We start from the raw sequence: 22046 nt of genomic DNA on the forward strand, positions 1-22046 counted from the left end.
ATCGGTCAACGGCTGTCTCCGGTCGAGGTGACGGGATTGATCGACTCCTCGGCGGCCCGCCGTATGACTGGCGGTGGTCCGCCGGGCTGGGGGTGGCCGACCCGGACGCACACCTGCGGCTCGCCGAGGCCCGGCAGCAGCCGGCGCAGCTCGTCGCGGGTGTCGGCGACCTCGGTGACGTCGCTGATCGGCGCGCTGCCCAGGCCGTGCACTGCGGCGGTGAGCAGCATCGCGGACAGCGCCTGCCCGGCCCGCAGCCACGCCGACGGGGTGTCGTCGTCGGTGAAGACGATCAGGTAGCGGGCTCCCGCGTCGGTGTCGCGGCCGGGGTGCATGGTCTGGCCGCCGAACGGCGCGTAGTCGCGGATCGGCACCCGCCGCTGCACCGCCCGTACCGTGGTCTCGGTGGGCACACCCTCGCCGCTCCACGGCGGACGGTGCGTCCAGTCGGCGAGTTCGGCCCGGTAGTCGGCATCGGACAGCTGCAGGGCGCCGGCCCGCACGGCCGCCATGGCCAGCACCGGGATCTGGTCGATGTCGACCAGGTGGACGTGGGCGTGCTCCCGCTCGCCCGCGAGGATCAGCGCCCAGCAGGCGGCCTCGGTCACCGGCTCGGACGTGAACGGCCGGCGGTCCGTGCGGCGACGCTTGATCGCCGCATAGGTCTGCAGCTCGGCCAGCTGCGGCCGATGCGGGCCGACGATGCGCAGCTCGGCGAGCAGGTCCGGGTCGGCCGGGTCGGGTAGCTGCCGCACCTGCGCGTCGTGTCCGGCCGCGGCCAGGGCGGTGCGGGCGTGGTGCAGCGCGGCCCCGCAGCTGACGGTCAGCAGCCGGCCGGCCGGGTCGGCGACCGGGAGAAGGCGCTGGCGGTCGGCGTACAGGCGCAGCCCGTCCGGGCCGGCGTGCCAGCGCCACGGCTGGGTGTTGAAGACCGACGGCGCGGCGAGCGCGGTGCGGGCCGCGTCGCGCAGCGCCTGTTCGCGGTTCGTCTCGACTGCTGTCATGCCCTCACTGTCCGCCCGGCGCGGCGCGGCGGGCAGTGCCGGCGGGCCCGTGGCGGGCGGGGCGAGGGTCCCGGCCGGTGACAGGTCTTTGGTCCCTACCCGGGCGGGGCGGCCGGAGCGGAGAATGCGGGGGTGATCCGTGTGTTCCTGCTCGACGACCACGAGATCCGGACATCCTGCCGTTCGAGCAGGTCGTCACCGTCAACTGAGGTACGCGGGAATCAGCTGTCGTCGACCACGTTTCCGTCGCGGTCATGGACCGTCGCCGCCTCCATGAGGGCGTCGTGCCATGACCGCTCCTCGTCGGTGCCGGTACGCCAGTCGTCGCCGCGCGTCTCCCACATCGCGACGAGCCCGAGCAGCTCCTCCCCGGTTCCGGCGCTGAACAGGCGGCCGTCCTTCAGCGCGGTGTATTCGGCCGTGTACTCGCCGGGCCTGTCCTGCAGGTAGCTCAGCTCGACCCGGTAGCCCTTGGCGCGCAGAGCGAACAACGCCGGACCCCCGGTGTTTCCCGCGACCCGGATCACGACCCGGTGCTCCCCGCTCAACTACCGGCCCCTCTCGACGCATGCGCAGCTCCGCAAAGGATAGGCGGGTCCACGGTCCGGTCGGCGGGGAGTCTTTGGTCCCGTCACAAGGGGCCGTCGAACTCTGCTGTGACAGGTGTGACGGGCGGGACTCTGTGTGCAGACCCCCGACGTCCAAGGAGACGACGATGAAGCGCAGGACCCTCGACCTCATGTTCAGCCTCGGCGGCGTGGCCATCGCCATCCTGCTGACCGTCGCCGGCCTCGTGCTGTCGGCCAACGCGAACTTCGCCAACACCTACGTCGCCGACCAGCTCACCCAGCAGAACATCACGTTCAAGACCCTGGACACCCTCACCCCGGAGGAGCGCGAGCAGCCGGGCCTGGTCGAGTACGCCGGGCAGAAGATGACCACCGGCAAGCAGGCCGAGGTGTACGCCAACGAGTTCATCGGCCTGCACCTGAAGAACACCGCGGGCGGCAAGACCTACGCCGACCTCGGTGTGCCGCAGGCGCAGCTGCGCACGCAGGTGGCCGAGGCGGCCAAGAACAACGACCCGAACCTCGCCGCGCTGCAGCAGCAGCTGGCCGACGTCACCGCCCAGCGGGAGACCGTGTTCAAGGGCGAGACCCTGCGGGGCCTGCTGCTGACCACCTACGGGTTCAGCGAGTTCGGCGTCAAGGCGGGCCAGGCCGCGCTGGTCGCCTACCTCGCCGCCCTGGTGCTGGCGCTGCTGTCGATCGCCGGCTTCATCCACGCCTTCACGACGCCCCGAACCGTGGCCTTCGCCCCGGTCGAGGGTGCCCCGAACCGCGAGCGGATCGACGCCTGACACACCGACACCTGGGCGGCCCGCCGGCTCGGCGGGCCGCCCAGCCGTCTGCCCAGCCGATTCGCAGCAGATCACGGCAATTCTGCGGACTCGTACAACCATGCGTCACCCGGGTTCCGTTATGGACAGAGGTGCGCCGGTCACTCCCTCGACGGCGGCCTCGATCCCGAAAGGAGTCGGTGTGTTCCACATCAGACCCCGAAATCTCCTGCTCGCGCTGCCGATCGCGGTGCTCGTCGCCTCGGTCGGCGGCGCGGGCACCGGTGCCGCCGAGCAACCCGCTGTGGCCGCGACCGCGGCTCCCACCCCGCTGCCGGCCGGCAAGCAGTACACGGTGACGTTGCTGACCGGTGACGTGGTGACGGTGCAGACACGGCAGCAGGGCTGCCCGCTGGTCTCGGTCCGGCCCGCGAAGCCGAGCGGCGTGCTCCAGCGCACCTGCGGCCCCGACGGGCACGTCCGGGTCGTGCCGGGGCAGGCCGCGGCGCTGATCGGAACGGTGCTGGACGAGGCGCTGTTCGACGTGACCACCCTGATCCTCGAAGGCTACGACGACGCGCGGGCCAAGGACATCCCGCTGATCGTGCGGCAGGGCGGCGTGCCGCAGGCCAGGCAGTCGCTGACCGCCGGTCTGGGCCACACGCGCACGCTGGCCAGCATCGGGGCGGTCGCGGGACGGCACCCCAAGGCGAAGTCGGCCGACTTCACGAACACGCTCGCGCAGCTGGGCACCGCCCGTACGGCCGCCGGTTCCGGCACCCGGGTGTGGCTGGACCGCCGGGTGCGTACGACGGCGGAGGCGGGCGGCGCGGGCCTCGACGCGAACCTGCGCCAGGTGCAGGCGCCGCAGGCCTGGGCGGCGGGCTTCACCGGCCGTGGCACGAAGGTCGCGGTGCTCGACACGGGCGTCGACTTCACCCATCCCGACCTGAAGGGACGCGTAGCCCAGTGGGCCGACTTCAGCACGCAGGACGGTGACGGCGTCGACCGCTTCGGACACGGCACCCATGTCGCGGCCACCATCGCGGGCACGGGCGCGGCCTCCGGCGGTGCGCGGCGCGGGGTCGCCCCCGGGGCGGAGCTGCTGATCGGCAAGGTGCTCGACGACTCCGGGTACGGCACCGATTCGCAGATCATCGCCGGGATGGAGTGGGCCGCCCCGCGCGCCGACGTGATCAACATGAGCCTGGGCGGCTGGGAGCCGAGCGACGGCACCGACCCGCTGTCGCTGGCCGTGGACGCGCTGACCGAGCAGCACGGGGCGCTGTTCGTGGTGGCCGCGGGCAACGACGGCCCGGCCGACGGCACCGTGTCGTCGCCCGCCGCGGCGGCGTCCGCGCTGACCGTCGGCGCGGTGGACGCCGCCGACGTGCCGGCGGACTTCTCCGGCCGGGGCCCGCTGGTCAACACGTGGGCGGCCAAGCCCGAACTGGTCGCGCCGGGCGTCGACATCGTCGCCGCTCGCGCGGCGGGCACCGGGATCGGCGAGGTGATCGACGCCCGCTACACGGCGGTCTCCGGGACCTCGATGGCCGCCCCGCATGTCGCGGGCGCGGCCGCGATCCTGGCGCAGCGGCATCCGGACTGGAAACCGGCGCAGTACAAGGCGGCGCTGGTCGGTGCGAGCGAGCCGCTGACCGGTGCCGACCCGTACACGGTCGGCGCGGGCCGGCTGAACGTCGTGCGCGCGCTGCGCGGCGCGGTCGTCGAGCAGCCGGTCGTCAACCTCGGCACGTTCCCGTATCCGCAGTCGGGCATCGCGCGCACGAAGCTGTCGTGGTCGAACACCGCGACGGAACCCGCCAAGTTGCGGTTCAGCGTGGCCGTGGCCGACCGGAACGGCACGACCGTGCGACGCGCGGCGACCCTGTCTGCGTCGTCGGCGGTCATCGCACCGGGCGCGAAGGCATCGGTCGGCCTGCGGATCGACCGGTCCCGGCTCGCGGCGTCGCCGGGGCTGTACACGGCCGTGGTCACCGCGCACACGTTCGGCGGAGGGTTCGTGTCCAGCACCCCGGTGACCTTCTACGTGGAACCGCCCACCCACGAGCTGACGCTGACCTCCACTGCCCTGCCGCAGACCCCCGAGGGCGCGGACGCCTGGGTCTCGGCGGTCGTGGTGAACCTCGACGACCGGGCGCTGTACGCGCGGCGCTGGGAGGTCCCGCTCGGCGAGACCGTGCCGCTGCGGGTGCCCGCCGGCCGGTACAGCGTGCTGGCCTCGATCTGGGACATGCACGAGTCGGCCTGGCGGATGGGCCTGGCCGGTGATCCCGATGTGGCGGTCGGCGCGGACACCGCCCTGGTGCTCGACGGGGCGCGAGCCAAGCCGGTGACGGCGACCGTGGACGGCGTCGAGACCGTCGCGAACGCCGTCGGGCTCACCTACGAGCAGACGCCCCGGCACGGGCCGGGTTGGTCCGACTACGCGTTCGCGTGGGGTGAGGACGCCCGGAAGGGCAGCGTGTTCGCGACCCCGGCGGCCGGGCCGGGCATCGGCACGTTCGACGCGTACGCCTCCTACTCGCTGGTGGCGCCCGGCGACGGGCCGAGCCCGTACCTGTACGACCTGATCCGGCCGCTGGGCAACGGGATCCCGGACGATCTCGCCTACCGGGTCGACGCGGCCGAGCAGTCCCGGCTCGCCCGCATCGACCAGCGCTTCCACCTGCTCGACATCGCGGACACCTACGCCGGGCACAAGCGGTACGGGTACAGCCCGTCCGGCGGGTACATCGCCGAGGCCGACACCGACGGCCTGTCGGGCGATCGCGTCGACTATGTCACCCCGGGCTTCGCCTGGAAGGACGAGGCGTTCTTCAACGCCAACGTCGGCTACGGCGTGGTGACCCAGGAGTCTCTGCGCACGTATGAGCCAGGCAGCCGGCAGCAGAAGGTGTGGGTGCGCCAGCCGCTGCGGCCGGACTGGTACGACGATCCGGTGCCGTCGTCGAGTGGCTGCGTGCCCGCGCCGGTGCGGCGCACGCGCGGCAACCTGCACGTCGAACTGGTCGACCTGACCGACGAGCACCAGCGCTTCGACTGTCTCGGCTGGGGTGACGGCTGGTCGGCGACGACCCGGACGCTGACCCTGCACCGCAACGGGGTCCTGCTGGGGCAGCATCCGGAGTCGTTCGGCGACTTCGCCGTCCCGGCGGCCGCGGGCACCTACCGGCTCACGTACGACCTGGACGCGAGCGCCCTGCTGCCGGTCTCCACCCGGGTGACCACGGCGTGGACGTTCCGGTCGACGGGGCCCGCGGGCACCGGCAGCGCCCCGGTGGCGCTGCTGTCGGTCGACTACGCGCTGCCGCTGGACGTCGCGAACCGGCCCACCGGCGGTGTCGCCGCGTTCAAGGTCCGCCAGGCGCACGGCGTGCCCCGGCAGGACGTCACGTCGTTCCGGTTGTGGACATCGTTGGACGACGGCGCCACCTGGCAGCCGGCGGCCGTGACGGCACACGGTGACGGCTTCGGCGCGACGCTGCCGACGCCGTCGGCCGGACAGGCGGTGTCGTTGCGGGTAAAGGTCGAGGCCTCCGCGGGCAGTGCGGTGGAGCAGACCATCATCCGGGCGTATCGCGCCGGCTGAGGCACGTTTCCGGTTCACGTGCCGGGCTGGGCGAATGCCTGGCCCGGCACGTTTTCGACCGGCGAGTCCCACTAATTGGAACTCCTATTTCGCCGATAGGATATGTAGGATAGCGTCTTCGGCATGACCACTCGGCAGACCCCGCTCGACGCCACCGCGGTCGCGGTGTCGCGGGGCTGCTGCCGTTGCTGGACCACCGCCCGCGGCTGCTGCTGAGCGGCACCGCCTCCTTTCGCGACGAAGCCGACCACCGGCTGCCGCTTCTCTTCCCCGATCCACGGCCGCGCCATGCCGCGCCGTGCTCGTCCGTGCCCGGCCGACGAGTGCCCGTCGGCGGGAAACCCTCATGCCGCCCTCCCCCTGCGTCCCCGAACGACGAAGGAGACCCCCAGTGAAACCCCCACCCATGCACCGCCGCACTTTCCTGTCCGCGACCCTCGGCGCGGTCGCGCTGAGCCTGGCCGCGTGCGCCCAGGAGGAGACCCCGGCCGCGGCGCTCGCGCTCACCGCGCCCCTGCTGGAGTCCACCCCGACCGGCACCAGGCTGGTCGTGGGCGACAAGGAGCACCAGAAGGCGATCGAGTACTCCGGCGAGGTGAAGAACCTGACGTTCGAGGTGGAGTGGGCCAACCTCAGCGGCGGCCCGCAGACGCTGGAGGCGTTCCGTGCCCGGGCGCTGGACATCGGCTCGGTCGCCGACATCCCGCCGATCCACTCGCACTGGACCGGCATCCCCACGAAGATCGTGGCCTCGAAGTTCCGCCAGGACCCGCTCGACCACGCCATCTACCGGCTGGGCATCGCGCCCGGCGTCGCCGTCGCCACGCTGGCCGACATCCGGGGCAGGAAGGTCGCCTACAGCCCCGGCCAGGCACAGGGCGCGCTGGTGCTGCGGGTGCTGCACAAGGCGGGGCTGACCAAACAGGACGTCGACCTGGTCGAGCTGCCGAGCACCGGCGACGTCTACGTCAACGCGCTCGCCGCCCGGCAGGTCGACGTCGCCCCGATCGGCGGCGTGCAGGTCAAGCGGTACGAGACGAAGTATGGCAAGGACGGCGCGACGACGATCGCGCACGGGCTGCGCGACGACCCCGGCCACCTGTACGCGCCGGTCACCGTGCTCGCCGACCCGGCGAAGGCGGCCGCGATCCGCCAGTACGTGCAGGTGTGGGCGCGAGCCTGGCGCTGGCGCGAGGCCAACCCCGACGAGTGGATCGAGCGGTACTACGTCAAGGACCAGGGGCTGACCGTCGAGGACGGCCGGTGGATCGTGGCCAACTCCGGTGTCGCCGACATCCCGCCCACCTGGACCGACGCGATCTCCCGCCACCAGGAGACCATCGACCTGCTGGCCAAGGAGACGGGCAACAAGCCGCTGCAGGCCGAGGACCTGTACGACCGGCGGTACGAGACCGTCGCCGCCGACGCGCTCGCCGGAGGCGCCCGATGACCGCGTCGGTGCTCACCCGGCCGCGCACGTCCGCGGCGGCCGTACCCGCTCGCAGGCCGCGCCGCCGGCTCGGGCCCGGCCGGGCCATCCCATTCGGGGCGGTCCTCGGCCCGGTGCTGCTGCTGTCGCTGTGGGCGATCGGCTCGGCGGCGGGCTGGCTCGACACCCGCACCCTGTCCGCCCCCTGGACCGTCGTGACCACCGCGGGCGAACTCATCGCCGACGGTCGGCTGCAGGAGAACCTCGCCGTCTCGGCCCAGCGGGCCGGACTCGGCCTGGCCATCGGCACCGCCATCGGCACCGTGCTCGCCCTCATGTCCGGCCTGAGCCGGTGGGGCGAGGCGATTCTCGACGGGCCGGTCCAGATCAAACGCGCCATTCCGGGCGTCGCGCTGATCCCGCTGCTCGTGCTCTGGCTCGGCATCGGCGAACAGATGAAGGTCATCACGATCGTGCTCGGCGTGTTCGTGCCGGTCTACATCCACACCCACAACGGGCTGCGCAGCATCGACAGCCGTTACGTCGAGCTGGGCGAGTCGCTTCGGCTGCGGCCGGGGGTGTTCCTGCGCCGGATCGTGCTGCCGGGGGCACTGCCGGGCTTCCTGCTCGGGATGCGCTTCGCGGTCGTCGGGGCGTGGCTGTCCCTGGTGGTCGTCGAGCAGATCAACTCCACCAGCGGCATCGGCTACATGATGGAGCTGGCCCGCCAGTACGGCCAGACCGACATCATCATCGTCGGCCTCGTGCTGTACGGCCTGCTCGGGCTGCTGTCCGACGGCGCCGTGCGGCTCGCCCAGCGGAAGGCGCTGTCATGGCGACGCACCCTGGCGGACTGACCGGCACCCGCACGGTGCGCACCCGGGGGCTGCGGCGCGGCTTCGGCGAGCGGCTCGTGCTGGACGGCCTCGACCTGGAGATCGGCGCGGGCGAGTTCGTCGCCCTGCTGGGCCGCAGCGGCTCGGGCAAGAGCACCCTGCTGCGCGCGCTGGCGGGCCTGGACCGCGACGTGGCCGGCTCCGGCGTGATCGACGTGCCGGAGAAGTCCTCGGTCGTTTTCCAGGACGCCCGGCTGCTGCCCTGGCAGCACGTGCTCGACAACGTCGTGCTCGGCCTGTCCGGACCGGACGCGCCGCAGCGGGGCCGGGCGGCGCTGGCCGAGGTCGGACTGTCCGGGCGCGAGCGGGCCTGGCCGCACCAGCTGTCCGGCGGCGAGCAGCAGCGTGTCGCGTTGGCCCGCGCCCTGGTCTCCGAACCGGACCTGCTGCTGGCCGACGAGCCCTTCGGCGCGCTGGACGCGCTGACCCGGCTGCGCATGCACGATCTGCTGCGCGAGCTGTGCCGGCGGCACCGGCCCGCGGTGCTGCTCGTCACGCACGACGTCGACGAGGCCGTCACGCTCGCCGACCGGGTACTGGTGATCGACCAGGGCCGGATCACCGTCGACACCGCCATCGACCTGCCCGAACCCCGCTCCCACCGGCAGCCGCGGTTCCTGGCGTACCGGGAGTCGCTGCTGCGCTCGCTGGGCGTCGAGACGGAAGGATGACCATGCTGCACCTCAACGCGTTCCTGATGGGCGTCGGCCACCACGAGGCGGCCTGGCGGCTGCCGGAGAGCGACCCGTTCGCACAGACCGACGTCGAACACTTCAAGCGGCTGGCCCGCATCGCCGAGCGAGGAAAGCTCGACTCGCTGTTCCTGGCCGACAGCCCCGTGCTCTGGAACAGCATCGGGCGGCGGCCCTCCGGCACGCTCGAACCGACCGTGCTGCTCACCGCGCTGGCCGGGGCGACCGAGCACATCGGGCTGATCGCGACCGCGTCGACGACCTACAACGAGCCGTTCAACCTGGCCCGCCGGTTCGCGTCGCTGGACCACGTCAGCGGCGGCCGGGCCGGCTGGAACATCGTCACCACCGCGGGCGTGGACGCGGCCCGCAACTTCAACCTCGACGAGCTGCCCGCGCACCGGGAACGGTACGAGCGGGCGGCGGAGTTCGTCGACGTGTCGCTGAAGTTGTGGGACAGCTGGGACGACGCCGCGCCGCTGGGCGACAAGGACGGCGGCCGGTGGGGCGACGACACGCTGCTCTACCCGCCGGAGCACAGCGGACGGCACTTCCGGGTCGCCGGTCCGCTCAACGTGCCGCGCTGCCCGCAGGGCCACCCGCTGCTGGTGCAGGCGGGCTCGTCCGAGGACGGCAAGGAGCTGGCCGCCCGATACGCCGAGGCGGTGTTCACGGCCCAGCAGACCCTGGCCGAGGCGCAGGCGTTCTACCGGGACCTCAAGTGGCGCACCGCGCAGGCCGGCCGCGACCCGGACACCATCAAGATCCTGCCGGGCATCGTGCCGGCGATCGGGTCCACCGAGGCCGAAGCCCTCGCGCTGGAAGCCGAGCTGGACCGGCTGATCAAACCGGAGTACGCGCGCAAGCAGCTCGCCACCACGCTGCGGGTCGCCCCCGAGGACCTCGACCTGGACCGGGAACTGCCCGCCGACCTGCCCGACGAGGACGAGATCGAGGGCGCGAAGAGCCGGTACACGCTGATCGTCACGCTGGCCCGGCGGGAGCGGCTGACCGTACGCCAGCTCATCGGCCGCCTCGGCGGCGGGCGCGGCCACCGCACCTTCGCCGGCACACCGGAGCAGGTCGCCGACGCCATCGAGGAGTGGTACCGCAGCGGCGCGGCCGACGGCTTCAACATCATGCCGCCGGTGCTGCCGTCGGGCCTGGAGACGTTCGTCGACCACGTCGTGCCGATCCTGCAGCGCCGCGGCCTGTTCCGCACCGAGTACACCGGCGCCACCCTGCGCGAGCACTACGGACTGCCCCGCCCCGCCAACCGCCACACGCGGCAACCCGCCGCCGCCCACTGACCTCCAGAGAGGAACCCACCATGGTCGACTACCGCCCCTTCGGACGCACCGGGGTGCAGATCAGCTCGCTGACGCTCGGCGCGATGAACTTCGGTGCCCGGGGCAACCCGGACCACGAGGACGGCATCCGCGTCATCCACCGGGCCCTCGACGAGGGCATCAACGCCATCGACACCGCCGACGTCTACTCCCACGGCGAATCCGAGCAGATCGTGGGCAAGGCGCTGGCCGGCGGGCGGCGCGACGACGTCTTCCTGGCCACCAAGTTCCACGGCCAGGTCGGCGAGAACCCCCAGCACCGCGGCAACTCCCGCCGCTGGATCCACCGGGCGGTGGAGAACAGCCTGCGCCGCCTGGGCACCGACTGGATCGACCTGTATCAGGTGCACCGGCCCGAGCCGGACACCGACTTCGACGAGACCCTGGGCGCGCTGTCCGACCTGGTACGCCAGGGCAAAATCCGCTACATCGGCACCTCGACGTTCGAGCCGTCGGCGATCGTGGAGGGACAGTGGATCGCGCAGCAGCGCGGCCGGGAACGGGTGGTCAGCGAGCAGCCGCCGTACTCGATCCTGGCGCGGGGCGTCGAACGCGAGGTGCTGCCGGTGGCCCAGCGGCACGGCCTGGCGGTGATCCCGTGGAGTCCCCTCGCGGGCGGCTGGCTGTCCGGCCGGGACCAGACCGGGCCGGTGTCCCGCCGGGCCGAGCGTTTCCCGGCCCGGTACGACCCGGCCGTGCCCGCCAACGCGAGCAAGCTGACCGCCGTCGCCGAGCTGGCCGCGCTGGCCGACGAGGCGGGCCTCTCGCTGATCCACCTGGCGATCGCGTTCGTCCTGCAGCACCCGGCCGTCACCTCGGCGATCATCGGGCCGCGCACCCTGGCCCACCTGGAGTCCCAGCTCGGCGCGGACAAGGTGACGCTGTCCGCGGACGTGCTCGACCGCATCGACGCCATCGTCCCGCCCGGCACCACGCTGAACCCGGCCGACGCCGGTTACGCGCCGCCGTCGCTGGCCGACCCCGCGCAGCGCCGCCGGGGCGCGAAGGACGTCCGATGAGCGCCGAGTTCCTCTGGTACATCCCGAACCAGGCCAGGCCCGGCCATCGTGGCGACGACGCCGTCGACGGCCACAACAGCCTGCAGACCCTGGTCGGGCACGCCAAGGCGCTGGAGGAGCACGGCTGGGGCGGGGCGCTGCTCGGGACCGGCTGGGGACGGCCGGACACCTTCACCGTCGCCACCGCGCTGGCCACGCAGACCACGACGTTCCAGCCGCTGATCGCGATCCGGCCCGGCTACTGGCGGCCGGCGCACTTCGCCTCGGCCGCCGCGACCCTGGACCACCTCACCGGCGGGCGGGTGCTGGTCAACATCGTGTCGGGCAAGGACAACCTGGCCGCGTACGGCGACGCCGAGGGCGAGCAGGCACAGCGCTACGACCGCACCCGCGAGTTCCTGCGCATCGTCCGCCGACTGTGGACCGAGGAGAACGTGACGTACCACGGGGAGCACTTCCGGGTCACCGATGCCACCGTGGTGCCCCGCACGGTCGTACGCGGCGACCGCAGGCACCCGCGCCTGTACTTCGGCGGCGCGTCCGAGGCCGCCGAGCAGGTCGCCGCCACCGACGCCGACGTGCAGCTGTTCTGGGGCGAGCCGCTCGACGGCGTACGCGAGCGCATCGAGCGGCTGCGGGAGTTGGAGCGCAAGCTGGAACGCGAGCACGCGCCGCTGGAGTTCGGGCTGCGCGTCACCACGCTGGTCCGCGACACGACGGAGCAGGCCTGGGCCGACGCCGAGGCCAAGGTCGCGAAGATGGCCGACGGGCAGGACCCGGCCGCGCGCGACCCGCGCTGGCGGGCCGCGGTCGGGCAGCGGCGGCTGCTCGACCTCGCCGCCCGGGGCGAAGTGCTCGACGAGAACCTGTACACCGCTCCCGGCCGATTCGGCGGCGGCGGTGCGGGCACCACCTGGCTGGTCGGGTCGGCGCAGGACGTGGCGCGGTCGCTGCGGCGGTACCGGGAACTCGGGGTAACGCACTTCGTGCTGTCGGACACGCCGTACCTGCCGGAGATCAGGCGTCAGGGCGAGCAGCTTCTGCCGCTGCTGCGGGACGGACCGGTCACTGGTTGAGCTTGGACTGCCAGTCCGCGGGCACCCTGCCACGGGGACCGGGCGCGGGCTGGTCGTTCGGGTGGTGCGTGGGCGCGGCGAGCGCCGGCCCACGCATGAACTGCTCGGTCCGGTAGTCCCAGAACCAGTCCTCGCCCGGTTCGAAGCTGCAGATCACGGAGTGGCCGGTCGCCTTGGCGTGCCCGGTCGCGTGCTGGGCCGGGGAGTTGTCGCAGCAGCCGATGTGGCCGCAGGCTGTGCAACGCCTGAGGTGGAACCACCACCCACCGGTCTGTTCGCACTCCAAGCAGCCCGTGCCGCTCGGCGGTACAGCCGGGTTGATCACCGACTCGTCATATGCCATGTCTGACCTGCCCACCATGGCAGCATGTACCGCTGCCGCAGCTAAAGGATGACAGGATCACCGCGTTGCCGCAGCCGAATGGACTCGAAAGGGCAGGTCACGGCCTGCGGCATCGATGCCCGCCATTCATCCCCAGGCGGGTGGAGGTTCCACCGGCAGCCCCCACCGCTTCCGGAACTCGTCGACGAGTCGCCAGCTCCTGGTGTGGTCGATCGCGAGGTGCGCGCGTGCCTGCGCCAGCAATTCGATCGGGTTCTCCTCATCCTGCAAGACCTCGGCGACACGATCGGAGCCCGCGCAGAAAGCGTCCAGGACCGTCGCGGCGTAGTAGAGATAAGCCCGGTACTGGCGGACCAGACGAACCAACTCGATCATGCCAGGATCTTGGCCAACGGCACTCGCGGGACCTGTCACAGTGCCGATGTCGGGCGAACGGCCGCAGTGCTCGATCAGCGCAGGGCCGTCGAGCGCAGTCGAGGTCACGCTCCCCACCCACGAGAGTGCCGCGTCGTGCTCCACGCCCCGCAGCCTGCCCAGGCTGGCGAGCTGCCCCTCCGTCACCGACTGAAGATCACTTTGTACGAGTTCGGCGGCGATTCGTGCGAGCGGCACGCGCAAGGTCTCGCGCCGCGTGCGATCCACACGGCCACCGCCGGCTCGGCGGGCTTGCCGTTCGCGTTGCGCGCGTTCCCTGATCAGCTCGTCCAGCGCGGACGCATGCACGTCGAGCATGGCGCGCACGGTCCTGATGACGTCACGCGGCAGGCCCGCCGAAAGGCTGTGGCACAGGGCGATGAACGGCTCAGGCAGGACGATGAGGCGCCTGGCGAGCAGGTGGCGAACCTCGTCGAGGTTGAGCCTCGGCATCACGATCACCGCGTCGAACGCGCTGTCGAACGCCGTACGAAGCGTGAGCGCACGGCGCTCGAACGAGGCGATCGCGTCTTCCGAGAGAGACACGAGGTAATGGCAGTTGCTTACCCCGAAGATGGCCTTGATGTCGTTGAGGAATCGTTCGGCCTCCTCCGCCGAACCGATCTTGTCGAGTTCGTCGATGCAGATCGTCATCGGTCCGCTCCGTCCGGGACCGCCACGGGCGTCCCGGCCGAGCCGTTCCACAAAATCGCGGAACGCCCGCACGAGCTGCGGATAGGTCCGGGGTGTCTCGGCGCGTTGAACGGATTTCTTCTTCGCGGCCTCGATCCAGGCCGGAGCCTTCACCGTGGCGGAATGCTCGATGGTGTGCGTCTGCAATGAGCCGAGCGTCTCCAGGTGCCGTCGAGCCTCGACGACGATGGGCTCTTCGGAGACCGGCTGCCCGCCCGCGCGAACGTGCAGAGCGATCCCGATGACCATGGCCAGTGCACCGGCGATGCCCACCGTCCAACGCGGGTGCGCCAGCGCGCTGTGTGTCAAGACCTCTGGCAGCGGCCAGATCGCGGCGCCGACGGCCGTGACGAGTCCGATTCCGGCGAGCAAGGCCGGCCACCGCCGCCCGAGATCCCAGCCCGCCCGGCTCGGCGGGGAGACCGGATCGCCGGCAACGAAACGGCACACCTGCGTGAACAGCTCGATCAGAAACTCTCGCGAGTCATATCCGGTCGGTGCCGAGATCACCAGCGACAAGGCAGACGGCGTACGCCGCAGGCGCACGTCACCCATTGAGGACAGCAGCGCGCTCTTTCCGACACCGCGAGGACCACTGATCCCGACGCTGGCCGTGGTCATGTTCGCAAGCGTGCGAGACAACTGTCTGCTCGCACGCGTGGCGACGAGTTGCGCCGTCTCGGTGATCTCGACAAGGATCCGTGTCGGTTGCTGCTCACCCAGCCAGGTGACGTACGAAGGTGCCCGCTTGTCGAGTTCGTCGCCGACGAGAATCGGGATTCCCTGATGGACCAGGGCATTGATCCAGTCACGACGGGCACGACGGGCACGCTCGTACAGCTGCAGCCCAAACGTCGACGTCGGTGTCGGCCAGTCCGCGTCGAGGTCCGATGTCCAGGAACTTCGCGCGGCCCGCGCCACGGCGGCGGCAAGCTGTGCTCTGAGGAACGCCAGAGGGATACCGCCAACCAGTATCAAGGCCGGATCCCACAGGCCGGAGCTGATGTCGTCAACCACATAGTCGCTCACGAGAGCAGCGAGCACGGCTCCGCCGACGATGGCCAACAGCGGCCCGGTAAAACGGACCGGCTTCTTGTCGCCGCCGCGCAGCAGCAGATGCCGCGACCTACCCGGAGTCGTGATAAGAGCGAACAGTGTCAGGACGCCCAGCACCGCAGCCAGCGCGCCGAAATCGGTGTTCCCGGAAAGCGCTCCGGTCGCCTGCAAGGTGACGTTGAGCGCGACAAGCACAGCCGCCGCACCACACATGATCATCGCATTTCGGACCAGCGACAGCGCTCGACGCAACGCCGGCTCGCGGCTCGGGATGACCGCGGCGGCGTCCTCCTTGGCCTTGTCGAACCGCGCCCTGGCAACCCGGGTGACCTGCATGATGTCGCGAAGTCGGCCAGGTAGTCGCGCGGCCACGAGCCGCCGGACACCTTCCTGTTCCGCCGAGGTCGGCAGAACCGATGTGACGCTCGGACTCTGGAATGCGCGGTCCAGCAGTTCGTCCCGCAGCTCGAGGATCGACTGCTCCACGGGGGTCGACTGGCGCAGGCGTTCGCCCGCCTGGCCTGAAGCGCCAGGGCCTGCCGCGGTCACGCTGCGGACGGACATCCTTCACCTTCCCCAGCTGCGTCGCGGCCAGCTCACGTCATCAGGCACCTGGACGGTGGTGGGCGAGTTGCCGCTGTCGCGCCGTTCGGCGGATGCTCTGACCCGTCGAGCGCGTGAACCTCAGGCATCGCAGTCGGACGGTATCGCACGCGTCGAAGCCTGGGCAGGCGGATACAGCGCGTCGAGCGAGGACTGTCCACTAATCGACAACCGGTGCGCTCGCCCACGCCGCGCCCAACCGTCGCATCACACCAAGCCGGCGCGCACCAGCGGGAGCACGTGCTCGCCGACGCGGCGGGCCTCCTCCAGGTGCGGCCACGCGGACAGGATGAACTCGTCGACGCCGAGCGCCGCGTACTCGCTGAGCCGCTCGGCGACCTCGGCGTAGCTGCCGACCAGGGCGGTGCCCGCGCCCTCGCGGACCAGGCCCACCCCGGCCCACACGTTCGGCGCGATGACCAGGCCGTCGGCCCGGCCGCCGTGCAGGGCAGCCATGCGTGCCTGGCCGACCGAGTCCATGCGGGCGAAACGCTGCTGGGCGGCGGCGATGCGCTCGGGGTCCATCCCCGACAGCAGCCGGTCGGCCTCGGCCCAGGCCTCTTGCGAGGTGGGCCGGGCGATGACGTGGATGCGCAGGCCCAGCCGCAGGGCGCGGCCGTTCTCGGCGGCCAGGGCGCGCATCCGGGCGGCCCGCTCGCCGATCGCCGCCGGCGGTTCGCCCCACATCAGGTACACGTCGGACAGCCGGGCCGCGACCTGCTCGGCGGCCGCGGACGCGCCACCGAAGTAGATCGGCGGGGCCGGGTCCAGCGCCGCACCGAAGCCGCCGCCCTCGACCCGGTAGTGCCCGCCGGAGAAGTCGAAGCGCTCCCCCGCCCAGCAGCGCCGGATGACCTCCAGGCACTCCGCGGTGCGGTCGTAGCGGGCGTCATGGTCCAGGAAGTCGCCGTACGCGCGCTGCTCCGCGCCGTCGCCGCCGGTCACCGCGTTGAGGGCCAGCCGCCCGCCGGACATCTCCTGGAACGCCTCGGCCTGCTGGGCGATGAGTGTGGGCAGCGCGAATCCGGTCCGGAACGCGACGAGCAGCTTGAGCCGCTCGGTGTGCTGGGCGACCGCGGCGCACACGATCCACGGGTCGGGGCAGGCCGCGCCGACCGGGGTCAGCGCCGCGGTGAAGCCCGACTGCTCGGCCGCGCGGGCGACGTCGGCGAGGTAGCCGATCGACGCCGTACGCGCGTGCCGGGCCGCACCTGCCGCGACGGTGGCCGCGCCGACCTCGTGGCCGTCGCCCGACGTGGGCAGGAACCAGTGGAACGTCATCTGTGCTCTCCTCGGCTACCGGCCGACTTTATCCCACATCTCCGACCGGATTGCTAGCCTATTCGCCGCGAACCGAACGCGGTAGACCACGAAGCGATCACCCCTTGACGCTACCGGCCCGACTGGGCGAACAGCAGCTCTGCCGCGTCCTCCCAGGCCCGGACCAGGTCGTTGGTGTGTGGGGAGCGCAGCCACTGGATCTGCAGGCCGTCCATCATGGCCATGAGCTGGCGGGCCAGCGCGTGCGGCTCGGCGGCGACGTCCTTGGCGAGCGCGGCGAAGACGGCCAGGGTGTGCTCCTGGCGCGCGGCGAAGTAGTCGTGCGCGGGGTGGCTGGGCGCGAGCGACTCGGCTTCCAGGACGGCGAACAGCCGTACGATCTCGGGCTGACCGGCGTTGCGGCGCACCAGCGCGGCGCACATCCGCCGCAGGTCGACGCCCGGCGGCAGCTCGCCACCGGCCCACGGGGCGGTGAGGTCGGAGATGCCGAGCTGCGCGGCCAGCGACCGGGCATCCTCGGCGTCGCGGTGTTCCAGGACGGCGACCAGCAGGCCGTCCTTGGAGCCGACGTGGTGAAGCAGGCCGGGCACGGTCAGCCCGCACCGGTCGGCGACGTCCTGCATCGACAGGCCCCAGAACCCGCGTTCGGCGATGAGCTCGGCGGTCGCCTCCATGATCTGGCGACGGCGTTGCGCCGCGGGCAGGCGGGCGCGATCCCGCCGGTAGGCCGGCCCGGTCATCGGCACGCCACCTTTCGCTGAGCCCCTTGCCGCGGCGCGGCACAGGCTCTACGTTACAGCCAAGTTACTACCTACTAGGTGCTAGGTAACGTTCGCCGGAGTCCACCCCAGGGAGGAACCACTTGACCACCGACGCGGGATCATCCCGGCTCACCACCGCCGAGCAGGCCGCGCTCACCAGCGGCGGCGACTTCTGGCACAGCAGCGCCGTCGCCGACCTGCCGAAGATCATACTGACCGACGGGCCGCACGGCGTACGCAAGCAGATCGCCGACGCGAGCCAGCCCGGGCTGCTGGCCAGCGAACCCGCGACCTGCTTCCCGCCCGCCGTGGCCCTGGGCTCGACCTGGGACCCGGACCTGGTCCGCCGGGTCGGCGAGGCACTCGGCGAGGAGGCCCGCGCCATGGGCGTGTCGGTGCTGCTCGGCCCCGGCATCAATCTCAAGCGCAGCCCGCTCGGCGGCCGCAACTTCGAGTACTACGCGGAAGATCCGCTGCTCACCGGAGTGCTCGCCACCGAGTGGGTACGCGGCCTGCAGAGCCGCGGCGTCGGCGCGTCGCTCAAGCACTTCGCGGTCAACAGCCAGGAGACCGACCGGATGCGGGTCAGCGCCGACGTCGACGAGCGCACCCTGCGCGAGATGTACCTGCGCGCCTTCCAGCGGGTCGTGCAGCAGGCCCAGCCCTGGACCGTGATGTGCTCCTACAACCGGATCAACGGCGTGCACGCGTCGCAGGACCCGTGGCTGCTCACCACGGTGCTGCGCGACGAGTGGGGCTTCGAAGGACTGGTCGTGTCCGACTGGGGCGCGGTCGTCGACCGGGTCGCCGCCGTACGCGCCGGACTCGACCTGACCATGCCCGGCCCCGACCGCGCCGGGGACGAGGCGCTGGTGCGGGCCGTCGCCGACGGCACGCTCGACCCGGCGGCCCTGGACACCTCCGCCGCGCGGATGCGCGCCCTGGTCGAGCGCTCGGTCGCGGCCCTGGACCCGGCCGCGAGCTACGACGCCGACGCCCACCACGCGCTGGCCCGCGAGGCCGCCGGACGCGGCATCGTGCTGCTCAAGAACGACGGCGACCTGCTGCCGCTGCCCCGCCAGGACATCACGATCGCCGTCATCGGCGAGCACGCCCGCACCCCGCGCTTCCAGGGCGGCGGCAGCTCGCAGATGAACCCGACCCGGCTCGACGACGCGCTGACCGCGATCACCGCGCTGTTCGACGGGCCGGTGCGCTTCGCCGCCGGCTACACCGCCGACGGCGGCGGCGAGCGGCTGACCGCCGAGGCCGTGGACACCGCCCGGCACGCCGACGCGGCCGTGGTGTTCATCGGCACCGCCCAGGAGACCGAGGGCGCCGACCGGGACAGCCTGGAACTGCCCGCCGCGCAGCTCGCGCTCGTCGCCCGGGTCGCCGCGGTCAACCCGAACACCATCGTGGTGCTGTCGCACGGCGCGGTCGTGCTCACCAGCCCGTGGGACCGCGACGTGCCCGCGCTCGTCGAGGGCTGGCTGCTCGGCCAGGCCGGCGGCGGGGCGATCGCGGACGTGCTGTTCGGCATCGTCAACCCGTCCGGGCGGCTCACCGAGACGATCCCGCTCAAGCTCGCACACCACCCGTCCCACCTGGACTTTCCCGGCGAGGCGAGCCACGTGCGCTACGGCGAGGGCATCCACGTCGGCTACCGCGGCTTCGACGCCCGCGAGCAGGAGGTCGCCTACCCGTTCGGCTTCGGCCTGTCCTACACCAGTTTCTCGTACGGCGATGCCACCGCGACGGCCGACGACGGCGGGATCGAGGTGCGTGTCCCGGTGACCAACACCGGCGGCCGGGACGGGCGCGAGGTCGTGCAGGTGTACGCGAGCCTGCCGGGTTCCCGGGTCCGGCGCGCGGTGCGCGAGCTGAAGGGCTTCACCTCGGTCGCGATCGCGGCCGGGGAGACGGCCGACGTGGTGGTCCGGATCGACCGCGACGACCTCGCGTACTGGGATCCGAGCCTGCGCCGCTGGGCCGTAGAGGGCGGCGACTACCTGCTCGCCGTCGGCGCGTCGTCACGTGACCTGCGGTGCTCCGTCACCGTGAAGGTCGACGGCGACGACACCCGGGTGCCGCTGACGGCCGAGTCGACGCTCGGCGAATGGCTGTCCGACCCGCTGGGCGGGCAGGTGCTCGCGCAGGCGTTCGCCGCGGCGGCCGCCCAGGGCGGCGGTGGCCTGATCGGCATGGCCGCCGACCCGCAGATGTTCACCCTGATGGCCGGGGTGCCGTTGAGCCGGATGGCGGCGTTCCCGGGCAGCCCGCTGACCCTCGAAGTGATCGCGCAACTGGTCACCGCGGCCAATCCGTGACCGCGAGCGCGGGCGGACCGGTCGTGCGGTCCGTCCGCGCCGTTCACATTCACCTAACATATTTCAATTTTTCGCTCATTGACGGAGGAATACCCCGGCTATAGCGTCACGTGCGCGGCGGCGCCGAACGGCCGCGGATACGGGGGCGGGAACATGTCCGACGCGACGATCGACCGGCGCGCCGTGCTGCGCGGGCTGGGCGCGGCCGGGCTCGGTGCCGCCGCCTTCGCCGCCGGCGCGGACCCCGCCCGGGCCGCGACCCCGCCGAACGTCATCGTCGTGCTCATCGACGACCTCGCCCGCCGGGAACTGGGCTGCTACGGCAACACGTTCAACGAGACGCCGCACATGGACCGGCTCGCCGCCGACGGCACCCGTTTCACCGCGGGCTACGCGGCCGCGCCGGTGTGCTCGCCGACCCGCGCCAGCATCATGACCGGGCAGTATCCGGCCCGGGTGCGCATCACCGAGTTCCTCGGCCCGTCCGGCGACGACTTCCTGCCGCCCACGTTCCCGACCCTGCCCGCGACGTTGCGCGACGCCGGCTACCGCACCTGCCTCATCGGCAAGTGGCACCTGTCCGAGACGTACAGCGGCCCGGTCCGCGACCGCCCCGGCAACCCCTGGTCGCACGGCTTCACCGACGTCATCGCCTCGGAGCAGAAGTACATCGCCGACGGCGACTGCTTCCACCCGTACTTCATGCTGCCCGACCTACCGCAGCGCAAGCCGAACGAATACCTCACCGACCGGCTCAACCTGGAGGCGGTCGACTTCATCACCGCCGCCCACCAGCAGGGCACCCCGTTCTACCTGCACCTGGCCCACTACGCCACGCACACCGCCCTGGCGGCCCCGCAGGCCCTGGTCGGCAAGTACGCCGCCAAACCGGGCGCGGGCGACAAGGGCCGCAACCCCGTGCTGGCCGCGATGCTGGAGGTCGTCGACGACGGCGTGGGCGCGATCCGGGCGACCCTGGATCGGCTCGGCATCGCCGGCAACACCGTGATCCTGCTGCTGTCCGACAACGGCGGCGACGGCGGCGTCGCGACCAGCACCCCGCTGCGCGGCGCCAAGGCCACGCTGTACGAGGGCGGCGTACGCGTGCCGATGATCGCCTACCACCCCGCCGGACCGGCCGGGCGCGTCGTCGACACCCCGTTCAGCACCGTGGACTTCATGCCGACGCTGCTCGACACGACCGGCACAGCCCGCCCGGCGGCGGTCCGGTTCGACGGGGTCAGCTTCGCCGGGCTGCTCACCGGCGGCGCTGCCCCGCAGCGCGACACGCTGTTCTGGGTGTACCCGCACTGGCACAACCCGGGCGCACCGACCGCCTCGGTCCGCCGCGGCGACCACAAACTGCTGCGCTACCTGCACGACGGCCGCACAGAACTGTTCGACCTGGCGGCCGACCCGGGCGAAACCACGAACCTGGCCGCGACTCTGCCGACGAAGACCCAGGAACTGCGGGCTGCGCTGGACGCGCACCTGCGCGATGTCGACTTATTCCCGCCCGAGCCCTCCCCCACGAACCTGCCCACGGTGGTGACCGAGCACGAGTTCGACGGCGGTCTGAGCCCGTTCACGGTGCTCGCGCCCGCACCGGAGTCCCGGGCGGGCACGGTTCAGGCGGGCGGTGGGGTGCTGACCGTCGCGGCCGGTGGAGCGGCCGCGTTCGCGCTGCTGCGATCCGACGTGGCCGCCACGCACACGAACGTCGCCGCCATCGTGAGCCAGCGCTCATACGCCAACTCCGCCGCGCCCGGCCAGGACAGTCTGTTCGCGGGGCTCGTCAAGGACGCCTCGAACTACGCCCTGGTCTGGTACAACCACAAACTCAAACGGGCGGGCTGGGACGTACGCGTCGGCGGGGTGCTGACCGCCAACCGCGTCACCCAACTCGACAACAAGATCAACTATCCGGGCCCGAACGCCCGACTGGCCTGCGTCCTGCACCGCGACGAGCTGACCGCGTACGCGATCGGCAACGACGGCGTGTGGCAGTACCTGTTCACCGCCGACGTCGGCCGGCACATCCGGCTGGACGACCCCGCCGTGCGCGCGACGTACCGCTACGGCTTCGGTGTCCGCGTGGACGGGGGCACGCTCACGATCGAGCGCTTCGCCGTACGCCGCCGCTGACCG

At 72.0% G+C, this 22046-nt stretch carries 16 protein-coding genes; 10 read left to right on the forward strand and 6 right to left on the reverse strand.

Annotated elements, in window-relative coordinates:
• Window positions 1-5: 5 nt before the first annotated feature.
• Both AB0B66_RS10920 and AB0B66_RS10925 read right to left on the reverse strand, forming a co-directional pair.
• On the reverse strand, window positions 6-1004 hold the full coding sequence (locus tag AB0B66_RS10920) for a nitroreductase family protein (RefSeq protein WP_360526406.1): 999 nt from the start codon (window positions 1002-1004) through the stop codon (window positions 6-8).
• 221 nt (window positions 1005-1225) lie between these two features.
• Window positions 1226-1552 carry a hypothetical protein gene (locus AB0B66_RS10925; RefSeq protein ID WP_360526409.1) on the reverse strand — a complete coding sequence of 109 codons (327 nt, stop codon included), beginning with the start codon at window positions 1550-1552 and terminating at the stop codon, window positions 1226-1228.
• 167 nt (window positions 1553-1719) lie between these two features.
• Between AB0B66_RS10925 and AB0B66_RS10930 the strand changes: the two genes are divergently transcribed.
• The 8 genes from AB0B66_RS10930 (at window position 1720) to AB0B66_RS10965 (ending at window position 12417) form a co-directional block, all read left to right on the forward strand.
• Complete coding sequence (locus AB0B66_RS10930; protein ID WP_360526412.1) at window positions 1720-2364, forward strand: hypothetical protein; 645 nt, start codon at window positions 1720-1722, stop codon at window positions 2362-2364.
• Between the two features lie 181 nt (window positions 2365-2545).
• The gene (locus AB0B66_RS10935; protein WP_360526415.1) at window positions 2546-5956 is read left to right on the forward strand and encodes a S8 family serine peptidase; all 3411 of its coding nucleotides are present in this window, start codon (window positions 2546-2548) and stop codon (window positions 5954-5956) included.
• A 391-nt stretch (window positions 5957-6347) separates the two neighbouring features.
• Complete coding sequence (locus AB0B66_RS10940) at window positions 6348-7406, forward strand: ABC transporter substrate-binding protein (RefSeq protein WP_360526417.1); 1059 nt, start codon at window positions 6348-6350, stop codon at window positions 7404-7406.
• The gene (locus AB0B66_RS10945) at window positions 7403-8242 is read left to right on the forward strand and encodes an ABC transporter permease (RefSeq protein ID WP_360526420.1); all 840 of its coding nucleotides are present in this window, start codon (window positions 7403-7405) and stop codon (window positions 8240-8242) included. The genes AB0B66_RS10940 and AB0B66_RS10945 overlap by 4 nt, the downstream gene beginning before the upstream one ends.
• The gene (locus tag AB0B66_RS10950; protein WP_360526423.1) at window positions 8218-8952 is read left to right on the forward strand and encodes an ABC transporter ATP-binding protein; all 735 of its coding nucleotides are present in this window, start codon (window positions 8218-8220) and stop codon (window positions 8950-8952) included. Before AB0B66_RS10945 ends, AB0B66_RS10950 begins: the two co-directional genes overlap by 25 nt.
• On the forward strand, window positions 8949-10283 hold the full coding sequence (locus AB0B66_RS10955) for an LLM class flavin-dependent oxidoreductase (protein WP_360526426.1): 1335 nt from the start codon (window positions 8949-8951) through the stop codon (window positions 10281-10283). Before AB0B66_RS10950 ends, AB0B66_RS10955 begins: the two co-directional genes overlap by 4 nt.
• 20 nt (window positions 10284-10303) lie before the next feature.
• A complete protein-coding gene (locus tag AB0B66_RS10960; protein ID WP_360526429.1) occupies window positions 10304-11341 on the forward strand; it encodes an aldo/keto reductase in 1038 nt (345 codons plus the stop codon).
• On the forward strand, window positions 11338-12417 hold the full coding sequence (locus AB0B66_RS10965) for an LLM class flavin-dependent oxidoreductase (protein ID WP_360526432.1): 1080 nt from the start codon (window positions 11338-11340) through the stop codon (window positions 12415-12417). The genes AB0B66_RS10960 and AB0B66_RS10965 overlap by 4 nt, the downstream gene beginning before the upstream one ends.
• Here the strand turns inward: AB0B66_RS10965 and AB0B66_RS10970 are convergent.
• From AB0B66_RS10970 to AB0B66_RS10985, 4 genes are all read right to left on the reverse strand, one after another.
• Window positions 12407-12760 carry a UBP-type zinc finger domain-containing protein gene (locus tag AB0B66_RS10970; protein WP_360526435.1) on the reverse strand — a complete coding sequence of 118 codons (354 nt, stop codon included), beginning with the start codon at window positions 12758-12760 and terminating at the stop codon, window positions 12407-12409. The two genes, AB0B66_RS10965 and AB0B66_RS10970, sit on opposite strands and share 11 nt — an antisense overlap.
• A gap of 126 nt (window positions 12761-12886) precedes the next feature.
• A complete protein-coding gene (locus AB0B66_RS10975; protein WP_360526438.1) occupies window positions 12887-15487 on the reverse strand; it encodes a hypothetical protein in 2601 nt (866 codons plus the stop codon).
• Window positions 15488-15733: 246 nt separating this feature from the next.
• The gene (locus AB0B66_RS10980; protein ID WP_360526441.1) at window positions 15734-16807 is read right to left on the reverse strand and encodes an LLM class flavin-dependent oxidoreductase; all 1074 of its coding nucleotides are present in this window, start codon (window positions 16805-16807) and stop codon (window positions 15734-15736) included.
• Window positions 16808-16917: 110 nt separating this feature from the next.
• Window positions 16918-17547, reverse strand: coding sequence for a TetR/AcrR family transcriptional regulator (locus AB0B66_RS10985; protein ID WP_360526444.1), 630 nt, complete (start codon window positions 17545-17547; stop codon window positions 16918-16920).
• 122 nt (window positions 17548-17669) lie between these two features.
• Between AB0B66_RS10985 and AB0B66_RS10990 the strand changes: the two genes are divergently transcribed.
• A complete protein-coding gene (locus AB0B66_RS10990; protein ID WP_360526447.1) occupies window positions 17670-19898 on the forward strand; it encodes a glycoside hydrolase family 3 C-terminal domain-containing protein in 2229 nt (742 codons plus the stop codon).
• A gap of 153 nt (window positions 19899-20051) precedes the next feature.
• A complete protein-coding gene (locus AB0B66_RS10995) occupies window positions 20052-22043 on the forward strand; it encodes a sulfatase (protein WP_360526450.1) in 1992 nt (663 codons plus the stop codon).
• Window positions 22044-22046 lie beyond the last annotated feature (3 nt).

It is taken from the genome of Catellatospora sp. NPDC049111, assembly GCF_040648615.1.
Lineage (GTDB): Bacteria > Actinomycetota > Actinomycetes > Mycobacteriales > Micromonosporaceae > Catellatospora > Catellatospora aurea.

Coding starts and splice junctions, on each gene's coding strand:
- AB0B66_RS10920 (WP_360526406.1), bottom strand. CDS start 1,004: ATGACAGCAGTCGAGACGAACCGCGAACAGGCGCTGCGCGACGCGGCC.
- AB0B66_RS10930 (WP_360526412.1), top strand. CDS start 1,720: ATGAAGCGCAGGACCCTCGACCTCATGTTCAGCCTCGGCGGCGTGGCC.
- AB0B66_RS10945 (WP_360526420.1), top strand. CDS start 7,403: ATGACCGCGTCGGTGCTCACCCGGCCGCGCACGTCCGCGGCGGCCGTA.
- AB0B66_RS10950 (WP_360526423.1), top strand. CDS start 8,218: ATGGCGACGCACCCTGGCGGACTGACCGGCACCCGCACGGTGCGCACC.
- AB0B66_RS10955 (WP_360526426.1), top strand. CDS start 8,949: ATGACCATGCTGCACCTCAACGCGTTCCTGATGGGCGTCGGCCACCAC.
- AB0B66_RS10960 (WP_360526429.1), top strand. CDS start 10,304: ATGGTCGACTACCGCCCCTTCGGACGCACCGGGGTGCAGATCAGCTCG.
- AB0B66_RS10965 (WP_360526432.1), top strand. CDS start 11,338: ATGAGCGCCGAGTTCCTCTGGTACATCCCGAACCAGGCCAGGCCCGGC.
- AB0B66_RS10970 (WP_360526435.1), bottom strand. CDS start 12,760: ATGGCATATGACGAGTCGGTGATCAACCCGGCTGTACCGCCGAGCGGC.
- AB0B66_RS10975 (WP_360526438.1), bottom strand. CDS start 15,487: ATGTCCGTCCGCAGCGTGACCGCGGCAGGCCCTGGCGCTTCAGGCCAG.
- AB0B66_RS10980 (WP_360526441.1), bottom strand. CDS start 16,807: ATGACGTTCCACTGGTTCCTGCCCACGTCGGGCGACGGCCACGAGGTC.
- AB0B66_RS10985 (WP_360526444.1), bottom strand. CDS start 17,547: ATGACCGGGCCGGCCTACCGGCGGGATCGCGCCCGCCTGCCCGCGGCG.
- AB0B66_RS10995 (WP_360526450.1), top strand. CDS start 20,052: ATGTCCGACGCGACGATCGACCGGCGCGCCGTGCTGCGCGGGCTGGGC.